We start from the raw sequence: 20350 nt of genomic DNA on the forward strand, positions 1-20350 counted from the left end.
ACAAGGCGTTCCAGCTTCGCTGTCGGCGTGACGGATACCGTCTCCATGCAGGACCTTGCAAGGGCCCGAGGCGTCTTTCTTGCTACAGCCGGTCAGCCGGCTGAACCGCAATCTCCCGGTTTCACCGAGTTGCTATGCTTTACGTGAATGGAACGCAGAACAGTTATGCAAAAATAGGAGGGAGATTCGTGCTTTCACTCATTGAAATCTTAACTTTCCTCCCGTATTTGTCCGGCAGATCAAATATTCACCAGCCCGCTCAAGAGTTGGGCAAATTCTGGAGGTCGGCATGACCCGGGACGATCTCATTCGCGAATACAAGGCACAGAGCGGCTCCTGGCCGGCGCTTGTCGGCGTTTACGCCGTTATCGTGGGTGCGATGGCTCTTTCCGGCTACCTGATGGTCGGCTGATCCCGCACGCCTGACGAAAAGTCGGCAGAGTTTCAATCACCCCCGGAGCGACCTCCGGGGGTGATTGCATTTCAGGGCAGGCAAACCGCCTGCAATCAGACGTCGGCGGCTTCCCCAATGGCATCGGTGCCGCGCTCTTCCAGAAGCGTCGTCAGCCAGTTCGGATCCATTTCGGGAACCGAAGACAGAAGCAGATCCGTGTAGGGATGATGCGGCGGCGTGAACATCTCGTCCTTCGGCCCTTGCTCCACCACCTTGCCGCGCTGCATCACCACAACCTCGTCCGCGATGGAGCGCACCGTCGCCAGGTCATGGGTAATGAACATGTAGGCCAGGTTGAACTCCTGCTGCAGCCGATCGAGCAGCTTCAGGATACCTTCCGCCACGAGCTGGTCGAGCGCGCTCGTCACCTCGTCGCAGATGATGAAGGCCGGATCGGCCGCCAGGGCCCTGGCAATGCCCACACGCTGTTTCTGGCCGCCGGAAAGTTCCGGCGGATAACGATTGTAGAATTTTGACGGGTCCAGCTCGATCAGGTCCAAAAGCTCGTCGACGCGGTTTTTCAGTTTCGCGCCGTGCAGCCCGCCATAGAACTGGGCAGGCCGGCCGATGATCTCGCTGATCCTGATCTTCGGGTTCAGTGCGGTATCGGCCATCTGGTAGATCATCTGCGCCTGGCGAAGCTGATCCTTGCTGCGGTCCTGATAGCGCGGCGGCAACGGCTCGCCCTTGAACAGGATTTGCCCTTTGGTGGGCGGCAGCAGACCGGTGATACAGCGCGCTGTCGTCGACTTGCCGGAACCGGATTCGCCGACAACCGCAACCGTCATGCCCGGATAGATGTCGAAGGAGACATCGTCCAGCACCTTGGTCTTGCCGTAGGCCGCATCAATTCCCTGCACGGAAACGATCGGAATGGCACCTGCCTCGGTCGGCCGCTGTTTCTGCGGCCGCTGGAAGCTGCGGACGGCCCAAAGGCTCTTGGTGTAATCCTCCTTGGGAGACCCGAGCATCTGCTCGGTCGGCGCCTCTTCGACTTCCTCGCCCTTGAGCAGCACCTTGATAGTGTCAGCCATCTGCGCCACCACCGCCAGATCGTGCGTGATGTAGATCGCCGCGGTGTTGAACTGGTCGACAATGTCCCGGATCGCCGCCAGAACCTCGATCTGCGTGGTCACGTCCAGCGCGGTGGTCGGCTCATCGAAGATGATGAGATCCGGCCGGCATGCCATGGCCATGGCGGTCATCGCGCGCTGCAACTGGCCGCCAGAGACCTGGTGGGGATAGCGGAAGCCGATTTCGTTCGGGTTGGGAAGGCGCAGCCGCTCGTAAAGCTCCATGGCGTCTTCCTGCGCCTCGACCCGCTTTTGAATGCGGTACTGGATCGGGGCTTCCGTGTGCTGGTCGATAATCCGGTGTGCCGGATTGAACGAGGCAGCAGCCGACTGGGCGACATAGGCGATGCGCGATCCGCGCAACGCCCGGAGATCGCTCTCCGGCGTCGTCGTCAGTTCCATGCCGTCGAACTCAATGGAACCGCCGGAAATCCGGCAGCCGTCGCGGGCAAAGCCCATGGAGGCGAGGCCGATGGTCGATTTGCCGGCACCCGATTCTCCGATCAGCCCCAACACTTCCCCCTTGTGCAGGGTAAGATTGACGCCGTGAACGATCTCGACCCATTTTTCGTCCGAGTACCCCTCGATCCGGAGATCGGTGACCCGAAGCAGTACGTCTTTTTTCGGCACCATTCTCAAACCTCCTTCAGGCCGGAAGACCGGAACAGCATCCAGTCGACGACGAAATTCACCGCGACAGTCAGAAGCGCAATGGCCGCCGCCGGGATCAGCGGTGTCATTTCGCCAAAGGAAATCAGTGTCGCGTTCTCACGCACCATGGAGCCCCAGTCGGCGGTCGGCGGCTGAATGCCGAGACCAAGGAACGACAGGCCTGCGATGAGCAGGAACACGAAGCAGAATTCGAGACCGAATTCGGCGATCAGTGGTGCTGTCGAGTTTGGCAGGATTTCCCGGCGGATCAGGTACCAGGTGCCCTCGCCTCGCAGCTTGGCCGCTTCGATGTAGTCCATCACCACCACGTTGCCGGCAACCGCCCGGGTAAGGCGGAAGACGCGTGGCGAATAGATGACGGCAACGACGATCACGATCACCACAAGGTTGGTGCCGAAGATACTGAGCATCAGCAGGGCGAAGATCAGTGACGGTACCGACATGATGACGTCTGCGACACGGCCGATGAGCTGATCGAACCAACCGCCCTTGGTGGCGGCAAGCAGGCCTGCAAATGCTCCCATGAAGAAGGCCAGCATGGTTGCCAGCAGCGCGAGACCGACAGAGTTGCGCGCGCCGTAGATGATGCGGCTGAACATGTCGCGGCCGAGCTGGTCTGCCCCCAGAAGCATGGTTTCATCCGGCGGCGCAAAGGCCGACGAAATGACCTGCGCTTCACCGAAAGGTGCAATCACGGGGGCAAAGACCCCGGCGATGGCGTAGGTGAAGATCACGAACATGCCGAAGGCCGCTGTGAGAGGTGCGGTCCGCAACTCCTTGGAAACACCGGCGGGCGTGATGATGATCAGGAACTCCCGGAACGCGAAGGATGTCCCGGCGGCCAGTGCCAGAAGACCGGCAGCCGTAGTAATGAACCGGAGCGCCGGAGCGCCGCCGATGATCCCCGCGATGAAGGAGATCATCGTCAGGGAAAAGACAAGAATGAAGATCTTGCGCTTGTTGAAATAGGCCGCCAGGCAGGAAGCTCCGATCAGCAGCGCATAGTAGCCAATAACGAATGTGCTCATGTCGCTGCCCTTACTTCGGATGCCGCAAACGCGGATTGGTCAGGATCGCGCCCACATCGGCTGCCAGGTTCAGCAGGATGAAGGTTGCCGCGAAGATCAGACAGCAGGCCTGCACGATCGGGAAATCGCGTTTGGCAACCGCGTCCACCAGAAGCTGGCCCACGCCCGGATAGACGAAGACAACTTCCACCAGAACCACGCCGGTAATGAGGTAGGCGAGATTGAGTGCGACGACGTTGATGATCGGCGCCCAGGCGTTGGGCAGAGCGTGTTTGACGATCACCTTCCAGGGCGGCACGCCTTTCAGCCGCGCCATCTCGATGTAGGGCGAGGCCAGAAGGTTGATGATCGCCGCGCGTGTCATGCGCATCATGTGCGCCGTCACCACCAGCACCAGGGTCAGCGCCGGCAGGAAGGTTCGATGCAACAGATCCCCGAAGCTCATGTCCGCGCTGAGGCTGGCAATGGCGGGGAAGTAGTTGGTCTTGACCGCCAGGTAGAGAATGAGGATGTAGCCGAGAAAGAATTCCGGAGAGGAAATCGATGTCAGCGTGACCACGTTGGCGACCCTGTCGAACAGGGTATTGCGCAGGAGAGCGACAATCACGCCGAGAACGATGGAAACCGGCACCGCGATGACAGCCGCATAGGTCGCCAGGAAAAGCGTGTTGACGAACCGGTCGCTGATGGCAGCACTGACCCGCTCGCCAGAGACGAGCGAGACGCCAAAGTCACCGGTGAGTGCACCGCCGAGCCATTGGAAATATCGCAGGATCGCGGGCTGGTCGAGGCCGAGTTTCTCTCGCAGGGCGGCGACGGTTTCAGGCGTTGCTCCCTGTCCAAGAACGGCCTGGGCAATGTCGCCGGGCAGCAGTTCAACTGCAAAAAAGATCAGGATAGAGACCACTAGTAGCGTGATCGCACCTAAGCCAAGTCTCTTAAGGACCAGCTGTAGGATGTCCCCCATTTGTCCCTCCAGAATAGGAAAGCCCGGCACGGCACATAGCGCCGCCGGACACATATCGGGCAGGTTCCTGTCAGCTCTTTTTGCTTTGCGTTGGCAGGAGCCCTGTCCGTCCAGGTCGGCCCGTCCCGCGTCCGGGGCAGGGCCAAATTGCAGGCGGCGGCCTTAGCCGCCGCCTAACCCCTCAATCAGGACTCGAACCACCAGCGGCTGGCGGCGCGCGCGCCGTCATTTTCCCAGCTGGCAGCCAGTTTCTCGGGCGTGCCTACCTTCGCGCTGTTGGCGTAAACGAAGTTGTTGAAGAACGGGATGATGGTGCCGCCATCGTCCCGGGCCAGCATCGCCATCTCGCGGTACATTTCCGCGCGCCGGGTGTCGTCCAACTCGGCCTTGGCCTGAAGCAGAAGCTCGTTGAAGCGCGGGTTTTTCCAGTGAGACTCGTTCCAGGCCGCGTCGTTCTTGTAGGCCAGCGTGTACATGACATCAGGTGTCGGACGCGCGCCCCAGGACACGAGACAGAACGGCTTCTTCAGCCAGACGTCGGAATAGTAACCGTCGTTCGGTTCACGCACGACATTGATGTTGATACCCGCCGCCTTGGCGTGTTCGGCATAAAGCACCGCCATGTCGACCGCACCCGCATAGACGCTGTCCGCGGTGCTGAGGCTGACCGTGAGACCTTCTGCGCCCGCTTTCTTGAGCAGGGACTTGGCCTGGTCCGGATCGTAATCACGCTGCGGGATGTCGTCCGGCCAGTAAGGCTGGGCCGGCGAATGGTGGAAGTCATTGCCCTTGGTGGCTGCACCGAAGGTGATCTTCTCGATGATGTCATCCCGGTTCATGGCCAGCTTAAGCGCGTTGCGCACGTCCGGATTGTCGAACGGTGCCGTGTCGCAGAACATCGGCAGCGTGATCGCGCCCGCGGACGGGATGTTGTGGATCTTGATGTTCGGATTGCGCTGCAGCAGACCCATGGTCTTCAGCTCGATCAGCGAGACCGCATCCACGTCGCCGGTCACAAGTGCCGTCTGGCGAGCGTTCGGATCGTTCAGGGTGATCAGCTCGACCTTGTCGAAATAGGCGCCCTCACGGTGCCAGCCGTCATGCCGGCTGAGGCTGAACTGGACGCCGAACTCGCCGTTGTCGATCTTGTAGGGACCGGTGCCGTCACCGGACTGCCAGTCGATCGTGCCGTCGTCGTTGGCCGGGCAGATCGCCATGTGATAGTCGGTCATCAGCCATGGGAAGTCGGCGTTGCCGCCGGACAGCTTCACGACAACGGTGTAGTCGCCATCCTTGGTGATGTCGGTGACATCCGTCAGCAGCGCCTTGGCTGCGGAGGTTGTCTTGTCGCCGCGGTGGTGGTTCAGCGATGCGATGACGTCGTCAGCCGTCAGTTTCCTGCCGCTGTGGAACTCGGCGTTTTCAGTGATCTTGAAGGTCCATTCGGACGCATCCTCGCTGGCTTCCCAGCTGTCGGCCAGATCCGGCCCAAGCGACCCGTCGCCCATGATCATCGTCAGGTAGCTGCGGTGCGTGTGGGCGAGGAAAATCATCACGCGGGTCAGATAGGTGCCCGGATCGTGAGAATCTGAGGTGTTGCCGTCGTGGATCCCCCAGCGGAACGTCCCACCCTGCTTGGGCTGGGCTTTCGCCTCGGTCGACCACAGGCCTGTTGCGGTGCTTGCTGTCAGTCCGGCCAGCACGGAGTAGCGAAGGAAATCACGTTTACTGATCCCTCCCGTGCGGGCCGCTGCTTCAAGCCTTTCGAGCATCTCGGCATCTTTGGACTTCGTCATCTGTCTCCCCTTCCGGTTCTTCTTAAACAGTCACTTGCCAATTTCCCAAACGTAGCATCCGTTGTTTTTTTGTAACCATGATGCTCATTTGCGACATTTACATAGCAAAACACGAACTGCCCCTGCTCTGCCACCCCCATGGGTAAATTCCTCATTTAAAATGTTTAATGTTGACTGGTTGCCCAGATATTGTGCACAGCAACATTATTATGAATGATTTTTGATTTTCAGACAGGCACGGAAAATGCTACGCGCGTATATTCTGGTCTACTGAGACAGATCTCAGATAATTCTTTTAGATGAAAAACGATTATTCTCCAACAATGTCGGAAAATGCAGTGCCAGTTCGTATTTCGGCACTGTCGGGCGGTAAATCAGGCGCATTCTTCTTGTCAAAATAACCGATTACCGGAGAACAAGATGAGTGTTGCCCAACGCAGCCGCAGCGGCGGCCGTGCCGGCCGCCGGGCTATTCGCACCGCTCCCGACCATACCATGCTGCCCGGTCTGCGGCGCACCCTTCCCCTGTGCGAACCCATGGACGAAGAGCAGGTCCGAAAGCTGGACGATGCCTCCATGGCAATCCTGGAAGAGGTTGGAATCGTCTTTCGCGATCCGATTGCCCTTGCAGACTGGAAGCGGGCCGGCGCCAAGGTCGAGGGTGAGAGGGTCTACCTGGACCGGGGGCTGGTGCGTGAGCTCATCAGTTCGATCCCATCCAGCTTCACCTATCATGCCCGCAATCCGGCAAAGAATGTCCCGCTCGGAGGAGATCGTTCGATCTTCGTGCCGATGACCGGGGCACCATTTCTGCGTGATCTCGACAATCAGCGGCGCAATCCGACGCTTGCGGACCTGGCCATGTTCCACAAGCTCAGCCATATGCTGCCGGCCCTGCATTCAAGCGCCCACCACATCGTGGAGCCCTACGACCACCCCATCAGCCATCGGCACCTGCGCATCACCTATTCTTCGATCAAGCATTCGGACAAGACCTTCATGGGCATGACGACAAGCCCGAAGAACGCCGAAGATGTCATGGAAATGTGCGCGATCCTGTTCGGTGAGGACTATCTGGAGACCCATCCGGTCACGACAGGAAACTGCAACGGCAATTCTCCGCTGGTTTGGGACGAGACCATGCTGGGAGCAATGCGGGCCTTTTCGAAACGGAACCAGCCCGTGCTCTGCTCCCCCTTCGTGCTTGGCGGTGCCAATACCCCGGCAAGCGTCGTCCCTGCCGTTGCCCAGCTCAACGCGGAAGCCCTGAGCGCGCTTGCCTACACGCAGGTGATCCGGAAGGGCGCACCTGCGATTTACGGGCATTATCTGTCGACGGTCTCGATGAAATCCGGTGCGCCGATGGCCGGCACCCCCGAGATCAGCCTGATGAACTTCATGATCGGGCAAATGGCGCGGTTCTACGATGTGCCCTGGCGGACCTCCGGATCGCTCGGCGGTGCCAAGACCTTTGACGCGCAAGCCGGGTATGAGAGCGCAGCAACGCTGAGCGCCGTTATCCATTCAGGTGCCAACTATATCTGGCACGCGGCCGGCTGGAACGAGGCCGGGATGCATTGCTCCGTTGCCAAGTTCATTGTCGACGCCGAGCAATGCGCAATGGCCTACCGCATGGCGGAGGGCCCGCGCTGGGACGATTTCGATGAAGGCCTTGCCGCCATTCGCGACGTCGGCCCCGGAGGCCACTACTTGGGGCACCCGCACACCCAGGAGAATTTCCAGCGGGCGTTCTTCATGCCGGAGACCTTCGACAACAATTCCATCGAGCAATGGAAGGCCGAGGGAGAAGTGGAGATCACGGAACGGGCGCTTGGCATCGCCCGCAAGCTTCTGTCCGAGTATCAGGAGCCTGCTCTCGAGACCGCCAAAAACGAGGCCCTTCTCGATTACATCGCGCGGCGCGAGCGTGAAATCCCGGCGGCAGATGCGCTGAACCAGGACTATTGAACCGCGGTACCGGCCAAAAACCGGGCTGCCCGTGCTTTCTCTTCTGCCCTGCGAGGCGGTTCATGAAAATCAAGTCTGTCGAGATCTTCCGCCATGACCTGCCGGTCAAGGGCGGCCCCTACAAGATGGCGAACGCCGAGGTCTGGTCTCTCCAGACCACCCTGGTCAAGCTGATCGCGGACAACGGGCATATCGGCTGGGGGGAAACCTGCCCCGTCGGCCCGACTTACGCCGAAGCGCATTCCGGTGGAGCGCAGGCGGCGCTGCAGCAGATCGCCCCTGCGCTGATTGGCCAGGATGTTCGCCCCCTGACGATCGGTCGCCTCATAAACGGCCAGCTCAACGGGCACAACTACGCAAAGGCGGCAATCGACATTGCCGTTCATGACCTGCTCGGCAAACATCTGGGACTTAGGGTTGCCGATCTTCTCGGTGGTGTCGCGGCGGAACGCGTTCCCTCTTATTACGCAACCGGTGTCGGTGCTCCCGAAGAGATCGCCAGCATTGCCGCGGAGAAACGGGACGAAGGCTACCCGCGCCTGCAGATCAAGATGAGCGGTAAGGACGTCGAGCGCGATATCGAGACGATCCGCAGGGTCTGGGACAAGATCGCCGGATCCGGCATGCGTCTTGCGGTCGACGGCAACCGAGGCTGGACCACACGAGACGCGCTGCGCGTCAGTCGCGAATGCCCGGATATTCCGTTCATTCTGGAACAGCCCTGCAACCGGATCGAGGACCTGGAGAAGATCAGGCCGCAGATCCACCACGGACTTTACATGGACGAGAACGGTGTCGACCTGGCAACGGTCATCCGGGCCGCCGGGCGCGGACTGGTCGATGGATTCGGCATGAAAGTGACCCGGATCGGCGGACTGCAGCAGATGGCTGCGTTCCGGGATATCTGCGAAGCCGTCTCGCTGCCGCATACCTGCGACGATGCCTGGGGCGGCGACATCATCGCCGCCGCCTGTACCCATGTAGCTGCGACGGTGAAGCCGTCTCTGCTGGAAGGGGTCTGGCTTGCGGAGCCCATGATCGAGGGCAGTTATTCCATCGGCGAAGGCGTGCGCATCCGGGACGGTCACATTGCCCTGCCACAAGGCCCGGGCCTTGGTGTCGAACCGGACGAGACCCTGTTCGGCACCGCCATGGCTTCTTTCTGAACTGGAAACCGATATGCGCTTTAAAGGCAAACGTGCCCTCGTAACGGGCGCCGCCGGTGGGATCGGCAAAGTCATCTCCGACATGCTGCGGGCAGAAGGGGCACGCGTGGCCGCAGCCGACCGGAATTGCGATGCCGTTGATGCGGAAGTCCGGATTTCGGGAAACCTGCTCGACCCGGCCTATGCAGACGCACTGCCCCACACGGCGGCCAAGGCACTTGGCGGCCTCGACATCATCATCAACAACGCCGGCGTCATTACCCGCGGTCCCGTGACCGAGACCACCGATCAGGACTGGGCGCTGTCGGTCGGGGTCAATGTCGAAGCTCCTTTCCGCATCTGCCGGGCGGGTATCCCGTTGCTGGCGGAGGCCGGAGGTGGGGCCATCGTCAATATCGCCTCTTGCTGGGGTGTTCATCCGGGCCCGAACCACGCTGTTTATTGCATGACCAAGGCGGCGATCGCTTCGCTGACCCAGTGCATGGGCCGGGACCATGCCCACCAGGGCATCCATATCAATGCCGTCTGCCCGAACGAGGTCGACACACCGATGCTGCGGACCGGGTTCGAAAAGCGCGGCTTTGACCCCGCAACGGCGATTGCCGAACTCGGCAGGACCGTTCCGCTTGGCCGGGTGGCGCGGCCGGATGATATCGCGGACGTCGTTCTGTTTCTTGCCTCCGATGCCGCGCGCTACATGTGCGGTTCGCTGGTTGAGGTCAACGGCGGAAAACCGGTGTCATGATGCGGTTCGAAGGGAAGATTGCCCTCGTCACGGGCGGGCGAAGCGGCATTGGTCGTGCGATTGCCCGGCGCTTGCAAAATGAAGGTGCCAGGGTCTTCACGGCCCAGCGCGGCGAGGATACGGAGTTTGAGTATGTCCAGGCGGATTTTGCCGACATGGAAGCCCCTGCCCGCATTATCGAAGACGTGGTAACGAAAGGCGGCAGGCTGGATGTGCTCGTCAACAATGCCGGCCTGATGCAGGAAGCGGCGATCGAAGACATGTCGCTCGCCGACTGGCAGCACTCGTTGGCGGTCAATCTGACCGCGCCTTTCCTGATGATCAAACATGCCTTGCCGCATTTGCGCCAGACACGCGGAAGCATCGTCAATGTCGGCTCCATCGAAGGCATCGGCTGCAATCCGCTACACGCTGCCTATTCCGCCTCCAAGGCCGGGCTTCACGGCCTGACGCGCGCCGTTGCGGTCGATCACGGCAAGGACGGCGTCCGCTGCAACGCGGTTGCACCAGGCTGGATCGATACGGAATTCAATCTCGAATTCATCAAGGCGACCCCGGATCCAGATGCCTTCCGGCGCGATATTGGCAAGATCCATCCGGCTGGCCGGACGGGCAAGCCGGAGGAAGTTGCCGCCTTGGTCGCTTTCCTGGCAGCGGAGGAAAGCGGTTTTGTCACCGGTCAGGTCTACACGGTCGACGGTGGCAGAATGACCAGGTTGAGCTTGCCCTGAAGGGCTTGGAGCGGTTCAAAATGCCTGCCGAATAGCGGACTTCATTGTCCTGACGAGATCCTGATTGGCGCTGGCTGCAACGCCGATGACAAGTTTCGACATGGGTGTCGAGGCAAACCCATGGTCGTTACCAAGCACCTTGAGGTGGCCCGCGAGAGTAGACCGACCCAGAAGTCCTATCGCAATACCCGCTTCCACGGCAGCCGTTACGCCCGCCACGCTCTGGCTTGAAAAGGCAATCCGGTAAGGCCTCCCTCTTGCCTCAAGCGACTTGAGGGCCGCCTCACGCCACCAGCAGGCGCGGTCGAAAAGGGCGACCGGAACCGGCTCTTCGGCCAGAAGATCCCGGTAACGCGACATTACCCAGCAGGTCGGGTCCTCGAAAACCACCTCTTCATTCCTGCCGATCGTTTCAACCTCGTAGACGGCAAGATCCAGCCTTCCCCTGGACAGCAGCTCCGGGAAATCGGTGCTGATCGTACAGGTTACCTCAAGCTCCACCTGCGGGTGCGATTGTGCGAAGGCAGACAGGATCTTCGCAAGCTTTGCCTGGCCATGGTCGTCAGGAATGCCGAGGCGAAGCTTCCCGCGCAAACCGTCGGCGGTGATTTCCCTCAGGACGGCATCCAGCCGTTCTTTCACATCCCTTGCGACCGGCATCAGGCGCTGCCCGGTCTCCGTCAGCGTCACACCGCGGCCGGTCCGCTCGAACAAATCCCGCCCGATCACCTCTTCAAGGCGCATGATCTGAAGACTGGTTGCCGATTGTGACCGGCCGATCAGGCGGGCACCTTCAGTGACGCTGCCCGTCCCGGCGACCGCCAGAAAAGTTCGGAGGAGTTCACTGTCGAGACTATTCATCCAATTTTTCAATATCTGACATTTAAGATATTCGTTTCACCAATACTTAGATCACGCCTAGTCTGAAGCCGTCAATCACTGGAGGCCTTCATGGAAGGACAGACGGCAACAGCCACGTTTTCTGGATCCCGAAAAATTGCCGCCGGAGCCGGAGCTGGCCTTCTCGCCGGGCTTGTCTGGCTGTGGCCGCAGTTCTTCGAACAGGGGATCCTGTTCACCGGACAGGGTCTCCTTCAGGTTGCCCCGCTCGTCGTGCCGGGCATAGCCCTCACGGCCTGGATCATGGCCAGCGGTGCCGACAGGATCATCGGCCGCGCGTTTGAAGGACGGCTCATGCGCGCGGTCCTCGTGGCGTCTGCCATGGGGGCGATTACGCCGGTCTGCGGGGTGACGATCCTGCCTCTGATGGCCGGGTTGCTGGCAGCCGGGGTTCCCCTTGCCCCGGTCATGGCGTTCTGGCTGTCCTCGCCGATTACCGATCCGGCTATGCTGGCGACTACGGCGGCGACCCTCGGCATTACCTTTGCAGTCGGCAAGACCGTGGCGGCCTTCAGTCTGGGTGTATTTGGCGGATCCGTCACAGCAGCGCTCACGCGTGAGCAAAGCGGTGAAGCGGCGCTGCGGTCTGGTGGGCTCACCGCAAAATTGACGAAGCGGTGCTGTGACGGCGCGACATCGTTTGAACCGCGTGTCTGGCGTAACAGCAGCCGGCGCAAGGCCTTCGCGCGGCAGGCAGCGGCCACGACACGGCTGATCCTGATCTGCCTGATCCCCGCCTTCTTCGCCGAATATGCGCTGAATGCAGCTCTGACCCCGGGATCGCTGGCAGCCTATCTTGGCTCGCACACCTGGTGGGCCATACCCGTTGCCGTCTTCGTCGGCGCACCGGCCTATATCGACGGTTATGCGGCCTTGCCGCTGACCCGCGGTCTCATCGACAACGGCATGTCGCCCGGCGCGGCGATGGCGTTTCTGGTCTCCGGAGGTGTTGTCAGCATCTGGGGAGCACTTGCGATATTTCCCGTGCTGAAACTGCGCCCGTTTCTGCTTTACCTGGCGCTTGCCGTTACCGGGTCACTGATCTCGGGCTATGTGTTCGAATGGGTCTGCTGACGCCCGGTCGGCCTCTGGCCGGGATCATTCCTCGGCCGCGCGCCATTCCTTCCAGCGCAGCATGGCATTGGCGCCAATTTCCCGGAATGGCTGTGGCGGCAGTTTTTTCGGCCGGGCTTCAGCACCGAAATGACGGGTGATGCTACTGGTCTGTCCCAGCGCGAGATCAGCAGCGCCCATACCGGTCAGGGTTCCGCGTGCGGTGCCGAGACCATTTTGCACGCAGCCGGAAAACACGTCCTGCTCCAGTTCGCGCATGACCGCGACACCATTCAGCGACAGGCAAAGGTGTCCTGCCCACTTGTATTCCATCTTCAACCCTGCCAACTGCGGAAAACGCCGATCGAACTTGCGTTGCATGACACGGGCCGCACGTTCCACACTTGCCGGTGTCAGTCGCATGTCGGGTTTCAGCACGGCGCAGGTTCTCGTAACGATCCTGTTTCCACCCTGACCGGTGTCGATCCGGCGCAAGGTCGTCCCCATCGGATCAGATGGCGTGATGCCCCAGCGGCTTTGGCCGCCAAGTTTCTTCAACGCCGCACCGTCGAGCTCGGGCGTCATGACGGCAAACAGGAACAGCTGCATCAGCCGGTCACGTTCGAAACCGAAACTCTCCAGATGACCATTGACCGTGAGGATGACTTTTGCCGTTGAAACGGATCCGGATCGCGTTTCCACCTTCCAGCCTTCGCCTTCCCTGGTGAAAGACAGGACCGGGCTTTGCTCGAAAACCTGCACGCCTTCCCGCCGAAGTCCGGCGGCAAGTCCGCGGATATATCCGGCGGGCTGCAGCATGACCGTACCGGGGGTATAAAGTCCGCCAACGTAGTGTCTGCTTCCGGTCAGGTCCGCCATCTGTTGGCGGTCGAGCAGCTCATATTTTTCACCGAGGCTCGTCAGATGGTCGGCATAACTGCGGTTATGAAGATCGGCCTTGATGCTAGCCGCACCGTTGATCTTGCCTGCCGGATCAAAATAGTGCCTGTCGATCCCGTAGTCCTCGACCGCGCCACGCGCAAAGCCGATTGCCTCTCGATTGAAGGCGATCAGGGACTTGTCGTCACCGTTACCGGCATAATCCTCCGATGTCAGCTCATGCGGCAGGTCGATCATGAATCCGGAGTTGCGTCCGGCCGATCCTTCCGCAACCCGGCAAGCGTCGAGCACGACAACCTTGAGATTTCGGTCTGACTGGAGCAGACGGCGAGCAGCCGACAAACCGGCAAATCCAGCGCCGATGATCGTGACATCCGCGCTGATCTGTTCGCTCAGCAGCTGCGCAGGCTGTTGTCTCGGCAGGATGGTGTTCCAGGCCGCCGGGCCTTGCAGGTTCGGCAGAGTGTCGGCGGCCCGTTTCGTCATCCGACGGCCTCGTCCTCGTCGTCGGACAGATCCAGCCAGATGGTCTTCAGCTGGGTGTACTGGTCGTGTGCCGCCAAACTGTTGTCCCGCCCGCCGAAACCGGACTGTTTGAACCCGCCGAACGGCGTGGTGATGTCGCCTTCGCCAAAGCAATTGACGGTCACGGTGCCGGCCCGGATCGCCCGGGCACCACGCAGCGCCTTTCTGGCGTTGCCGGTGAAGATCGAGGCGGCAAGGCCGTACTGTGTATCATTGGCCAGCGCGATGGCCTCATCGAAGCTTCTTACGGTCAGAACGCTCAAGACCGGACCGAAAATTTCCTCCCGCGCAATGGTGGACCCCGGATCGGTTTCCAGAACGGTCGGTTCGACGAAGGCGCCATCGCGGCTGCCGCCGCCCATCAACACCTTTGCGCCCTTGTCCAGATAGGAACTGACCTTGGCGAAATGATCGCTGGAGACGAGCGCACCGACACGATGCTCCGGATCAAGGGGATCTCCCATCGTCCATTCCCGCGCATGGGCCAGGATACGCTCCAGCAGCGCTTCCTTGATGTCTTCTTCCACGATCAGGCGGGAACTTGCCGAACAGTTCTCGCCCATGTTCCAGAACGCGCCATTGACGACGTGAGCAGCCACCCGGTCGAGATTTTCCGCGTCCTTCAGGACAACGCTCGGGTTCTTGCCGCCCATTTCCAGAACAACCTCCTTCAGGTTGCTGTCGGCGGCGTAGCGCAGGAACCGGCGGCCGGTTTCCGTCGAACCGGTGAAGGAGATCATGTCGACATCCATGTGCCGGCCAAGCGGTTCACCGACGTCCGGACCGGAGCCGGGAACGACATTGAAGACACCCCGCGGAATGCCGGCTTCCATGGCAAGTTCCGCGATGCGCAGGGCGGTGAGCGATGTTTCTTCGGCCGGCTTGACGATGACCGAACATCCCGCCGCCAGCGCCGGACCGATTTTCCAGGCGAGCATCAGCAGCGGAAAGTTCCAGGGCAGAACCAGCCCGACGACGCCAACCGGTTCGCGCACGATCATGGCGATGTGATCATCGGAGGCGGGCGAGACCTGATCGTAGATCTTGTCGATCGCCTCTGCGTGCCATTTCAGGCAATGGATCGTCTCGGGCACATCCACGATTTCGCAATCGTAGATCGTCTTGCCGCTGTCGAGGCTCTCCATCACGGCCAGCTCCCGCCGGTTGCGGGTGATGAGCTTGGCAAAGCGGATCAGCGTGTCCTTGCGGTCCGCCGGATGCAGCTTCGACCACCGGCCGTCCTCAAAGGCTTCCCGGGCCTTCAGCACGGCGAAATCGACATCCTCTGCACCACAGGCTGCCACGGAGGCAAGTGTCTCGCCGGTGGCGGGATTGACCGTCTCGAAGGTCTTGCCCGACGCCGCCGGGCGGTAAGAGCCGTCGATGAAGGCATTTGTCGGCAAGGTCAGGCCGGCAGCGAGCGCCTTGTATTCCTCGCGCGTCAGAAGGTCGGTCATGATCATTCTCCCGCCGTGATGTCTTGAATGGTGGATTTCAGAACCCGGACGACCTGGTCGAGCTGGCGCTTGTCGTCCTTGTTGAGCGCCTTCAACGGCGGGCGCGGCGGACCGGCATAGAGCCCGCTCATTTCCACCCCGTGCTTGACGCATTGAATGAACTTGCCGCCCTGTTCCAGCACGCGCATCAGCGGCATCATTGCCGACATGATCCGCCGCCCCTTGCTGAAATCCCCTTCGACGGCGCAGGCCCGGTAAAGGGCAACATGTTCTTCGGGCAGGAAATTCGAGCCGGCGCACACCCAGCTGCGTGCCCCCCAGGCGAAGAATTCCAGCGCCTGATCGTCCATGCCGCAGGACATCTGGATGTGCGGGTAGTCGCGTGCCAGAAGGTGGACGCGGTTGATGTCGCCAGAGCTTTCCTTGATGGCGCAGACATTGCGCGAACGGCCAACCCGGTCGAGGAATTCCTCGCCCATGTTCACCCCCATCCGTCCTGGATAGTTATAGAGCATGATCGGAAGATCGGCGGCCCGGTCGATGGTCAGGACATTGAGCGCGTTTTCCCTCTCGGTCGGCACCGAATAGGGCGGAGTTGCCACCAGAATGGCATCGGCCCCGATCTCCGCGGCACCTTCCGCAAGCGCGATGGAATCCGGTGTCCTCATGGTTCCCGTTCCCACGATCAGCGGCAGGCGGCCTGCAAGTCTTTGCGCGGTAAAGCGCGCCAGTTCGAGACGTTCCTCAACGGTCTGGGCATAGTTTTCGCCCGTTGATCCACCGGAAATCAGGCCGTGCACACCACTGTCGACAAGATGGTCGACAACAGCGGCCAGGGCATCCCAGACCACGTTGCCTTCGCCGTCATAGGGCGTGACCACGGGCGTGTAGATGCCTTCGAACTTCATGATTGGGGTCATCGCGGTGTCTGCCTCATGCGGATTTGAGTTTGGGTGGGATGCCGAGCGGAGCTTCCAGGCCTTCAGGCATGACAAACAGTTCGATCTGGTCACGCGAGAGAGCCCAGTGCTCCAGCGCCAGTTCCGCGGCGCGGTTGTCGTCGCCCTGCTCGATCGCCTCGATCATCTCGTCATGCTGGCGGCCGGCCAGCTCGAGGCGATCTTCCTTCGCACCGGACTTGGGGCGGAAGAAGGTCATGCCGATCCGGGTATGGTCGATCAGCAACCGGTCAAGGCTCGCCAGCAGGTAGCTGTTGCCCGCCATGTGGCCGGTGATGCGGTGGAAACGGTCGTTTGTAAGTGCCCGTTCAATCACGTCGCCACTTGCCATGGCGGCCCGGAATTCTTTCTGAGCCTGACGCAGTTCCTCGATCTGTGCCGGCGTCGCGTTCTGCGCGGCGAGCCGAAGCACGGCGCTGTAGATCAGCGGTGCGGCAAGGAAGAAGTCCCGCAGCGTGTAGTGGGTCATGTCGGAAACGCGCGCACCCCGATTGAGCTGCAGCGTGACATAGCCTTCACCCGCCAGCTGCTGCAGCACCTCGCGCAAAGGGGTCCGGGAGAGGCCGTAGAGATCACACAGATCGGTTTCTTCCAGCGGGCTGCCAGGCTTGCGCTCCAACGTCAGGATCGCGCGTTTCAGATCCTCATAGGCATTCGACTTTGCCGTGCCGCGTACAGGGGGCATGTGACGCTCCATTCCGAATTCAGTTGACTCGTTTGTATACATAATGTGTACAATATCAACACAATAATAATACATGCGCCCGAAAGGCCCTGATCGGCCAGAGGCGACAGAGGCCGGAGAAAAGCGACATGTCCCGAACCACTGACGTCACCTTCCTGTTGCTTGAAGATTTTTCGCATATCGCCTTCGCCTGCGCGGTGGAGCCGCTGCGTATCGCCAACCTGCTTCAGGGAGAGGAAATCTACCGGTGGCGACTAGCCTCACCCGATGGTCAAAGGGCGGTCTGCTCCAACGGAACCGTGACGCTGGTGGATCAGGGCCTCGGTCCGTTGCCCGCGCGCTCCAGCCTGTTCCTGATCTCCGGTCAGAATGTCGGCGACCGGGCGGCGCCGGAGGTGCTGAGCTTCCTGCGGCGGGAGCGTGCCCGGGGCACCCAGATCGGTGCTATCTGTTCGGGCGCCTATATTCTTGCCAAGGCTGGCCTGTTGAACGACCGCCGCGCAGCCATTCACTGGTCGTTCCACGACAGTTTCGAGGAAACCTTTCCGGACGTGCAGTTGTGCAAGAATGTCTTCGTCACGGACGAGGCCTTCGTCACCGCATCCGGCGGCACCGCGGCGACCGACATGATGCTTCACCTGATCGGCGAAGCCCACGGTACGGACCTGGCGGTCGCGATTGCGGACATGATGGTCTATTCCGGTGTTCGGCCTGCCAACGCGGCCCAGCAGATCTCGCTACAGGCGCGGCACGGAATCCGGAACCCGCATATTGCAGAGGCAATTCGTCTGCTGAACGAAAGCGCGCCCTATTACCTGCCGACATCCGAGATCGCCCGCAAGATCGGCATTTCCACCCGGCAGCTCGAGCGGTTGTTCCAGAAACACCTGAAGGTGTCGCCGAAACGATTTGCCATAGACCAGAAGCTCACGCGTGCCCGCAATCTCCTGCTGCAGACCGAACGGTCCGTGTCTGAGATCGCCCTGGCCTGCGGCTACGAATCCGCTTCGCATTTCATCCGCACCTATCAAAACAGGTTCGGCGTGACACCGCACAATCAGCGTCTTTGCTCTGCGGGTACACAGGCAGCGTTTCAAAGGGCATGACCGGGTCCTGGGGCCGCGAACTGCCCGGGTTTTGAAACGCGACCCCTCTTCCTGGCAAGCCGGTTCCGGCTTCTCCGCCTGGTCCAATGCCCCATCCTCCTTGCGTGTCTTCTGCCCGTGACTTAGATCCTTGTCTGAAGCCGGTCCGGACCGGAGCGCAAACGGAGGCCGCATCCATTCTTCCCGTCAGAATTGCAGGCACTGGACATGCCTTGCCTGCAAAGTCCGTCACCTCGGAAACCCTCGATCTTAAGCTGGGTTTTCCTGCCGGACATCTTCAAAAACTGTCCGGCGTTTCAAGCCGGTTTGTCGCAGCAGAGGAAAGCCAGATAGATCTGGCGGTTGCGGCTTGCCAAGCCGCGCTTGAAAAGGCAGGCCAAACGCCTCGAGACATCGACCTCGTCCTCGGTGCGTGCGGTATTCCCTACCAGACCCTGCCGGCAACCGCGCCACTGGTGATGCAGAGACTGGGTTTTGCCGATGGCACGGCGGCGGCCTACGACGTCAATGCGACTTGTCTTTCCTTCCTGACCGCTTTCGAGCTTGCCGCCAACAAACTTGCGCTGCGGCAAGCAACGTCGGTGCTGGTGTTTGCCGCGGACATTGCCTCGCGCGCACTGCCCTGGGAAGACCAGCCCGATGTTGCCGCCCTGTTCGGCGATGGCGCGGCTGCAGCAGTCCTGACGACAGGAGGCGGTGATGGCCCGGGCATTGCGGCCTCGCTGCTGCGAACCTACCCCTCCGCCTATGCAGCATGCGAAATCGGGGCCGGAGGCACTCGGTTCGATTTTCACAAGGACCGCGAGACCTTCGCCCGGCATGCCGTGTTCCACATGGACGGCAAGGACCTCTTCCGTGTCACGCACAAGCATTTTCCGCAGTTCGTCGACCAACTGCTGTCGAAAGCCGGATGGGCCCGGCAGGATATCGACCTCGTCGTTCCGCACCAGGCAAGCCCGCTCGCGCTGGAGCACATGATCCGGGAAACCGGCATGGAGCGCAGCCGGGTGGTCGACATCGGTTGCACCCACGGCAACCAGATAGCGGCATCGCTGCCAACCGCGCTCGACATTGCCTGGCGCCAGGGCCGGATCGAGCCCGGCATGCGTGTCTTGTTGCTCGGGACATCGGCCGGTGTGACCTTCGGCGGCATGGCCCTTGAGGTTTGACCATGGGGCGCTTGCTGGTCACTGGAGCAACGGGATTTCTGGGAGGTGCCCTGATCCGTCATATGCGCGCGAAGGGCTCCAACCCGATCGCTCTTGGCCGCAGCGAGTTGCAGTGTCAGCACCTTGAGGCCAAGGGCTTCGACGTCGTTCGAATGGATCTTTCCAACCCCTGCGACAAGGATCAGATCGCGCCTTTTGGTCCGGTCGGCGCCGTTGTTCACTGCGCTGCGCTCTCCGCGCCCTGGGGACCACGAAGCGCCTTCGTGGCGGCGAATGTCACCGGGACAAAACACCTGCTTGATCTTGCGGAAAAGCTTGGCGTGCGGCGGTTCGTCAACATTTCCTCGCCCACCGTCTATTTCGAGATGAAGGACAAGGAGAACGTCCGGGAAGATGCGCTGTTGCCGCCGCCCATCAACGCTTATGCGGCGACAAAGGCCGAGGCCGAACAGCTGGTGCTGACCCGCGCCGACCTTGGCCCGATCAACCTGCGTCCGCGCGGCCTTTATGGTGCGGGGGACACGACACTCCTGCCGCGTTTGCTCGCCGCAGCCCAGAAGCGGCCCTTGCCGGTTTTCCGGAATGGAGCTGCCTCCATCGACCTGACCCATGTCGATGATCTGCTCTCAGCCGTCGAGACGGCCCTTGAAGCCTCTCCGGAATGCGAAGGCGAGACGTTCAACATTTCCGGCGGCGAACCTTTGCCGGTACGTTTCATTGTCGAGCGTGTCTGTGCCGCCAAGGGCATTCCGGTTCGCTGGCAGAACCGCTCCCTGGCCCCGGCTGTCCTGGTGGCCAGGCTTCTGGAGACGGCAAGTCTGATTGTGCCCGGCGCCGGCGAACCTCTGGCGACACCCTATACGCTCGGCCTCTTCGCCTTCCGGCAGAGCCTCGACATTTCCAAGGCGGAGCGGTTGCTGGACTGGCGACCGCAGATCGACTTCGAAAGCGGCCTTGCAAAAACACTTGGCGAAGGGAACGCCCGTTGACCCCGAT

The 20350-nt window shown here is 61.1% G+C and carries 18 protein-coding genes; 9 read left to right on the top strand and 9 right to left on the bottom strand.

Going from position 1 to position 20350, the window contains the following annotated elements:
- Positions 1 to 289 precede the first annotated feature (289 nt).
- Entirely contained in the window at positions 290 to 412 is a 123-nt protein-coding gene (locus HEP89_RS29820) for a hypothetical protein (protein ID WP_022999159.1), read from the top strand.
- 95 nt (positions 413 to 507) lie between these two features.
- On the opposite strand, the gene HEP89_RS06500 is transcribed toward HEP89_RS29820, so the two are convergent.
- From HEP89_RS06500 to HEP89_RS06515, 4 genes are all read right to left on the bottom strand, one after another.
- A complete protein-coding gene (locus HEP89_RS06500; RefSeq protein ID WP_022999160.1) occupies positions 508 to 2160 on the bottom strand; it encodes an ABC transporter ATP-binding protein in 1653 nt (550 codons plus the stop codon).
- Positions 2161 to 2162: 2 nt separating this feature from the next.
- Positions 2163 to 3227 (bottom strand): ABC transporter permease, encoded by a 1065-nt coding sequence (locus HEP89_RS06505; protein ID WP_022999161.1) that lies wholly within the window; start codon positions 3225 to 3227, stop codon positions 2163 to 2165.
- A gap of 10 nt (positions 3228 to 3237) precedes the next feature.
- Entirely contained in the window at positions 3238 to 4194 is a 957-nt protein-coding gene (locus HEP89_RS06510; protein ID WP_031268720.1) for an ABC transporter permease, read from the bottom strand.
- 185 nt (positions 4195 to 4379) lie between these two features.
- On the bottom strand, positions 4380 to 5990 hold the full coding sequence (locus HEP89_RS06515) for an ABC transporter substrate-binding protein (RefSeq protein ID WP_022999163.1): 1611 nt from the start codon (positions 5988 to 5990) through the stop codon (positions 4380 to 4382).
- A 420-nt stretch (positions 5991 to 6410) separates the two neighbouring features.
- Between HEP89_RS06515 and HEP89_RS06520 the strand changes: the two genes are divergently transcribed.
- From HEP89_RS06520 to HEP89_RS06535, 4 genes are all read left to right on the top strand, one after another.
- The gene (locus tag HEP89_RS06520) at positions 6411 to 7958 is read left to right on the top strand and encodes a trimethylamine methyltransferase family protein (RefSeq protein ID WP_168691580.1); all 1548 of its coding nucleotides are present in this window, start codon (positions 6411 to 6413) and stop codon (positions 7956 to 7958) included.
- Positions 7959 to 8020: 62 nt separating this feature from the next.
- Positions 8021 to 9124 (top strand): mandelate racemase/muconate lactonizing enzyme family protein, encoded by a 1104-nt coding sequence (locus tag HEP89_RS06525; RefSeq protein ID WP_168691581.1) that lies wholly within the window; start codon positions 8021 to 8023, stop codon positions 9122 to 9124.
- Between the two features lie 13 nt (positions 9125 to 9137).
- Positions 9138 to 9869, top strand: coding sequence for an SDR family oxidoreductase (locus HEP89_RS06530; protein ID WP_168691582.1), 732 nt, complete (start codon positions 9138 to 9140; stop codon positions 9867 to 9869).
- Positions 9866 to 10600 carry an SDR family oxidoreductase gene (locus HEP89_RS06535; RefSeq protein ID WP_168691583.1) on the top strand — a complete coding sequence of 245 codons (735 nt, stop codon included), beginning with the start codon at positions 9866 to 9868 and terminating at the stop codon, positions 10598 to 10600. Before HEP89_RS06530 ends, HEP89_RS06535 begins: the two co-directional genes overlap by 4 nt.
- A 15-nt stretch (positions 10601 to 10615) precedes the next feature.
- Here the strand turns inward: HEP89_RS06535 and HEP89_RS06540 are convergent, their stop codons facing one another.
- Entirely contained in the window at positions 10616 to 11461 is an 846-nt protein-coding gene (locus HEP89_RS06540) for a LysR family transcriptional regulator (RefSeq protein WP_168691584.1), read from the bottom strand.
- A 90-nt stretch (positions 11462 to 11551) separates the two neighbouring features.
- Here HEP89_RS06540 and HEP89_RS06545 point away from each other — a divergent pair, with 90 nt between their 5' ends.
- Positions 11552 to 12574 carry a permease gene (locus tag HEP89_RS06545; protein WP_168691585.1) on the top strand — a complete coding sequence of 341 codons (1023 nt, stop codon included), beginning with the start codon at positions 11552 to 11554 and terminating at the stop codon, positions 12572 to 12574.
- A gap of 24 nt (positions 12575 to 12598) precedes the next feature.
- Here the strand turns inward: HEP89_RS06545 and HEP89_RS06550 are convergent, their stop codons facing one another.
- Genes HEP89_RS06550 through HEP89_RS06565 form a run of 4 tightly spaced genes read right to left on the bottom strand, consistent with a single transcriptional unit; the run spans position 12599 to position 17079 of the window.
- The gene (locus tag HEP89_RS06550) at positions 12599 to 13939 is read right to left on the bottom strand and encodes an FAD-binding oxidoreductase (RefSeq protein WP_168691586.1); all 1341 of its coding nucleotides are present in this window, start codon (positions 13937 to 13939) and stop codon (positions 12599 to 12601) included.
- Positions 13936 to 15435, bottom strand: coding sequence for an aldehyde dehydrogenase (locus HEP89_RS06555; RefSeq protein WP_077291193.1), 1500 nt, complete (start codon positions 15433 to 15435; stop codon positions 13936 to 13938). The genes HEP89_RS06550 and HEP89_RS06555 overlap by 4 nt, the downstream gene beginning before the upstream one ends.
- Positions 15436 to 15437: 2 nt before the next feature.
- Complete coding sequence (locus tag HEP89_RS06560; RefSeq protein ID WP_075283745.1) at positions 15438 to 16343, bottom strand: dihydrodipicolinate synthase family protein; 906 nt, start codon at positions 16341 to 16343, stop codon at positions 15438 to 15440.
- A 25-nt stretch (positions 16344 to 16368) separates the two neighbouring features.
- Positions 16369 to 17079, bottom strand: coding sequence for a GntR family transcriptional regulator (locus HEP89_RS06565; RefSeq protein WP_031268723.1), 711 nt, complete (start codon positions 17077 to 17079; stop codon positions 16369 to 16371).
- Between the two features lie 128 nt (positions 17080 to 17207).
- Between HEP89_RS06565 and HEP89_RS06570 the strand changes: the two genes are divergently transcribed.
- The 3 genes from HEP89_RS06570 (at position 17208) to HEP89_RS06580 (ending at position 20343) form a co-directional block, all read left to right on the top strand.
- Positions 17208 to 18185 (top strand): GlxA family transcriptional regulator, encoded by a 978-nt coding sequence (locus tag HEP89_RS06570; RefSeq protein ID WP_022999174.1) that lies wholly within the window; start codon positions 17208 to 17210, stop codon positions 18183 to 18185.
- A gap of 212 nt (positions 18186 to 18397) precedes the next feature.
- Positions 18398 to 19354 carry a 3-oxoacyl-[acyl-carrier-protein] synthase III C-terminal domain-containing protein gene (locus HEP89_RS06575; protein ID WP_286201024.1) on the top strand — a complete coding sequence of 319 codons (957 nt, stop codon included), beginning with the start codon at positions 18398 to 18400 and terminating at the stop codon, positions 19352 to 19354.
- A 2-nt stretch (positions 19355 to 19356) separates the two neighbouring features.
- Positions 19357 to 20343 (top strand): NAD(P)-dependent oxidoreductase, encoded by a 987-nt coding sequence (locus HEP89_RS06580; RefSeq protein ID WP_168691587.1) that lies wholly within the window; start codon positions 19357 to 19359, stop codon positions 20341 to 20343.
- Positions 20344 to 20350 lie beyond the last annotated feature (7 nt).

Origin of the sequence: Labrenzia sp. 5N, assembly GCF_012395805.1 — a bacterium.
Lineage (GTDB): Bacteria > Pseudomonadota > Alphaproteobacteria > Rhizobiales > Stappiaceae > Roseibium > Roseibium algicola.

Excerpts from the sequence above, each read along its gene's own strand:
- HEP89_RS29820 (WP_022999159.1), top strand. The coding sequence starts at position 290 with ATGACCCGGGACGATCTCATTCGCGAATACAAGGCACAGAGCGGCTCC.
- HEP89_RS06500 (WP_022999160.1), bottom strand. The coding sequence starts at position 2,160 with ATGGTGCCGAAAAAAGACGTACTGCTTCGGGTCACCGATCTCCGGATC.
- HEP89_RS06505 (WP_022999161.1), bottom strand. The coding sequence starts at position 3,227 with ATGAGCACATTCGTTATTGGCTACTATGCGCTGCTGATCGGAGCTTCC.
- HEP89_RS06510 (WP_031268720.1), bottom strand. The coding sequence starts at position 4,194 with ATGGGGGACATCCTACAGCTGGTCCTTAAGAGACTTGGCTTAGGTGCG.
- HEP89_RS06515 (WP_022999163.1), bottom strand. The coding sequence starts at position 5,990 with ATGACGAAGTCCAAAGATGCCGAGATGCTCGAAAGGCTTGAAGCAGCG.
- HEP89_RS06520 (WP_168691580.1), top strand. The coding sequence starts at position 6,411 with ATGAGTGTTGCCCAACGCAGCCGCAGCGGCGGCCGTGCCGGCCGCCGG.
- HEP89_RS06525 (WP_168691581.1), top strand. The coding sequence starts at position 8,021 with ATGAAAATCAAGTCTGTCGAGATCTTCCGCCATGACCTGCCGGTCAAG.
- HEP89_RS06530 (WP_168691582.1), top strand. The coding sequence starts at position 9,138 with ATGCGCTTTAAAGGCAAACGTGCCCTCGTAACGGGCGCCGCCGGTGGG.
- HEP89_RS06535 (WP_168691583.1), top strand. The coding sequence starts at position 9,866 with ATGATGCGGTTCGAAGGGAAGATTGCCCTCGTCACGGGCGGGCGAAGC.
- HEP89_RS06540 (WP_168691584.1), bottom strand. The coding sequence starts at position 11,461 with ATGAATAGTCTCGACAGTGAACTCCTCCGAACTTTTCTGGCGGTCGCC.
- HEP89_RS06545 (WP_168691585.1), top strand. The coding sequence starts at position 11,552 with ATGGAAGGACAGACGGCAACAGCCACGTTTTCTGGATCCCGAAAAATT.
- HEP89_RS06550 (WP_168691586.1), bottom strand. The coding sequence starts at position 13,939 with ATGACGAAACGGGCCGCCGACACTCTGCCGAACCTGCAAGGCCCGGCG.
- HEP89_RS06555 (WP_077291193.1), bottom strand. The coding sequence starts at position 15,435 with ATGACCGACCTTCTGACGCGCGAGGAATACAAGGCGCTCGCTGCCGGC.
- HEP89_RS06560 (WP_075283745.1), bottom strand. The coding sequence starts at position 16,343 with ATGAAGTTCGAAGGCATCTACACGCCCGTGGTCACGCCCTATGACGGC.
- HEP89_RS06565 (WP_031268723.1), bottom strand. The coding sequence starts at position 17,079 with ATGCCCCCTGTACGCGGCACGGCAAAGTCGAATGCCTATGAGGATCTG.
- HEP89_RS06570 (WP_022999174.1), top strand. The coding sequence starts at position 17,208 with ATGTCCCGAACCACTGACGTCACCTTCCTGTTGCTTGAAGATTTTTCG.
- HEP89_RS06580 (WP_168691587.1), top strand. The coding sequence starts at position 19,357 with ATGGGGCGCTTGCTGGTCACTGGAGCAACGGGATTTCTGGGAGGTGCC.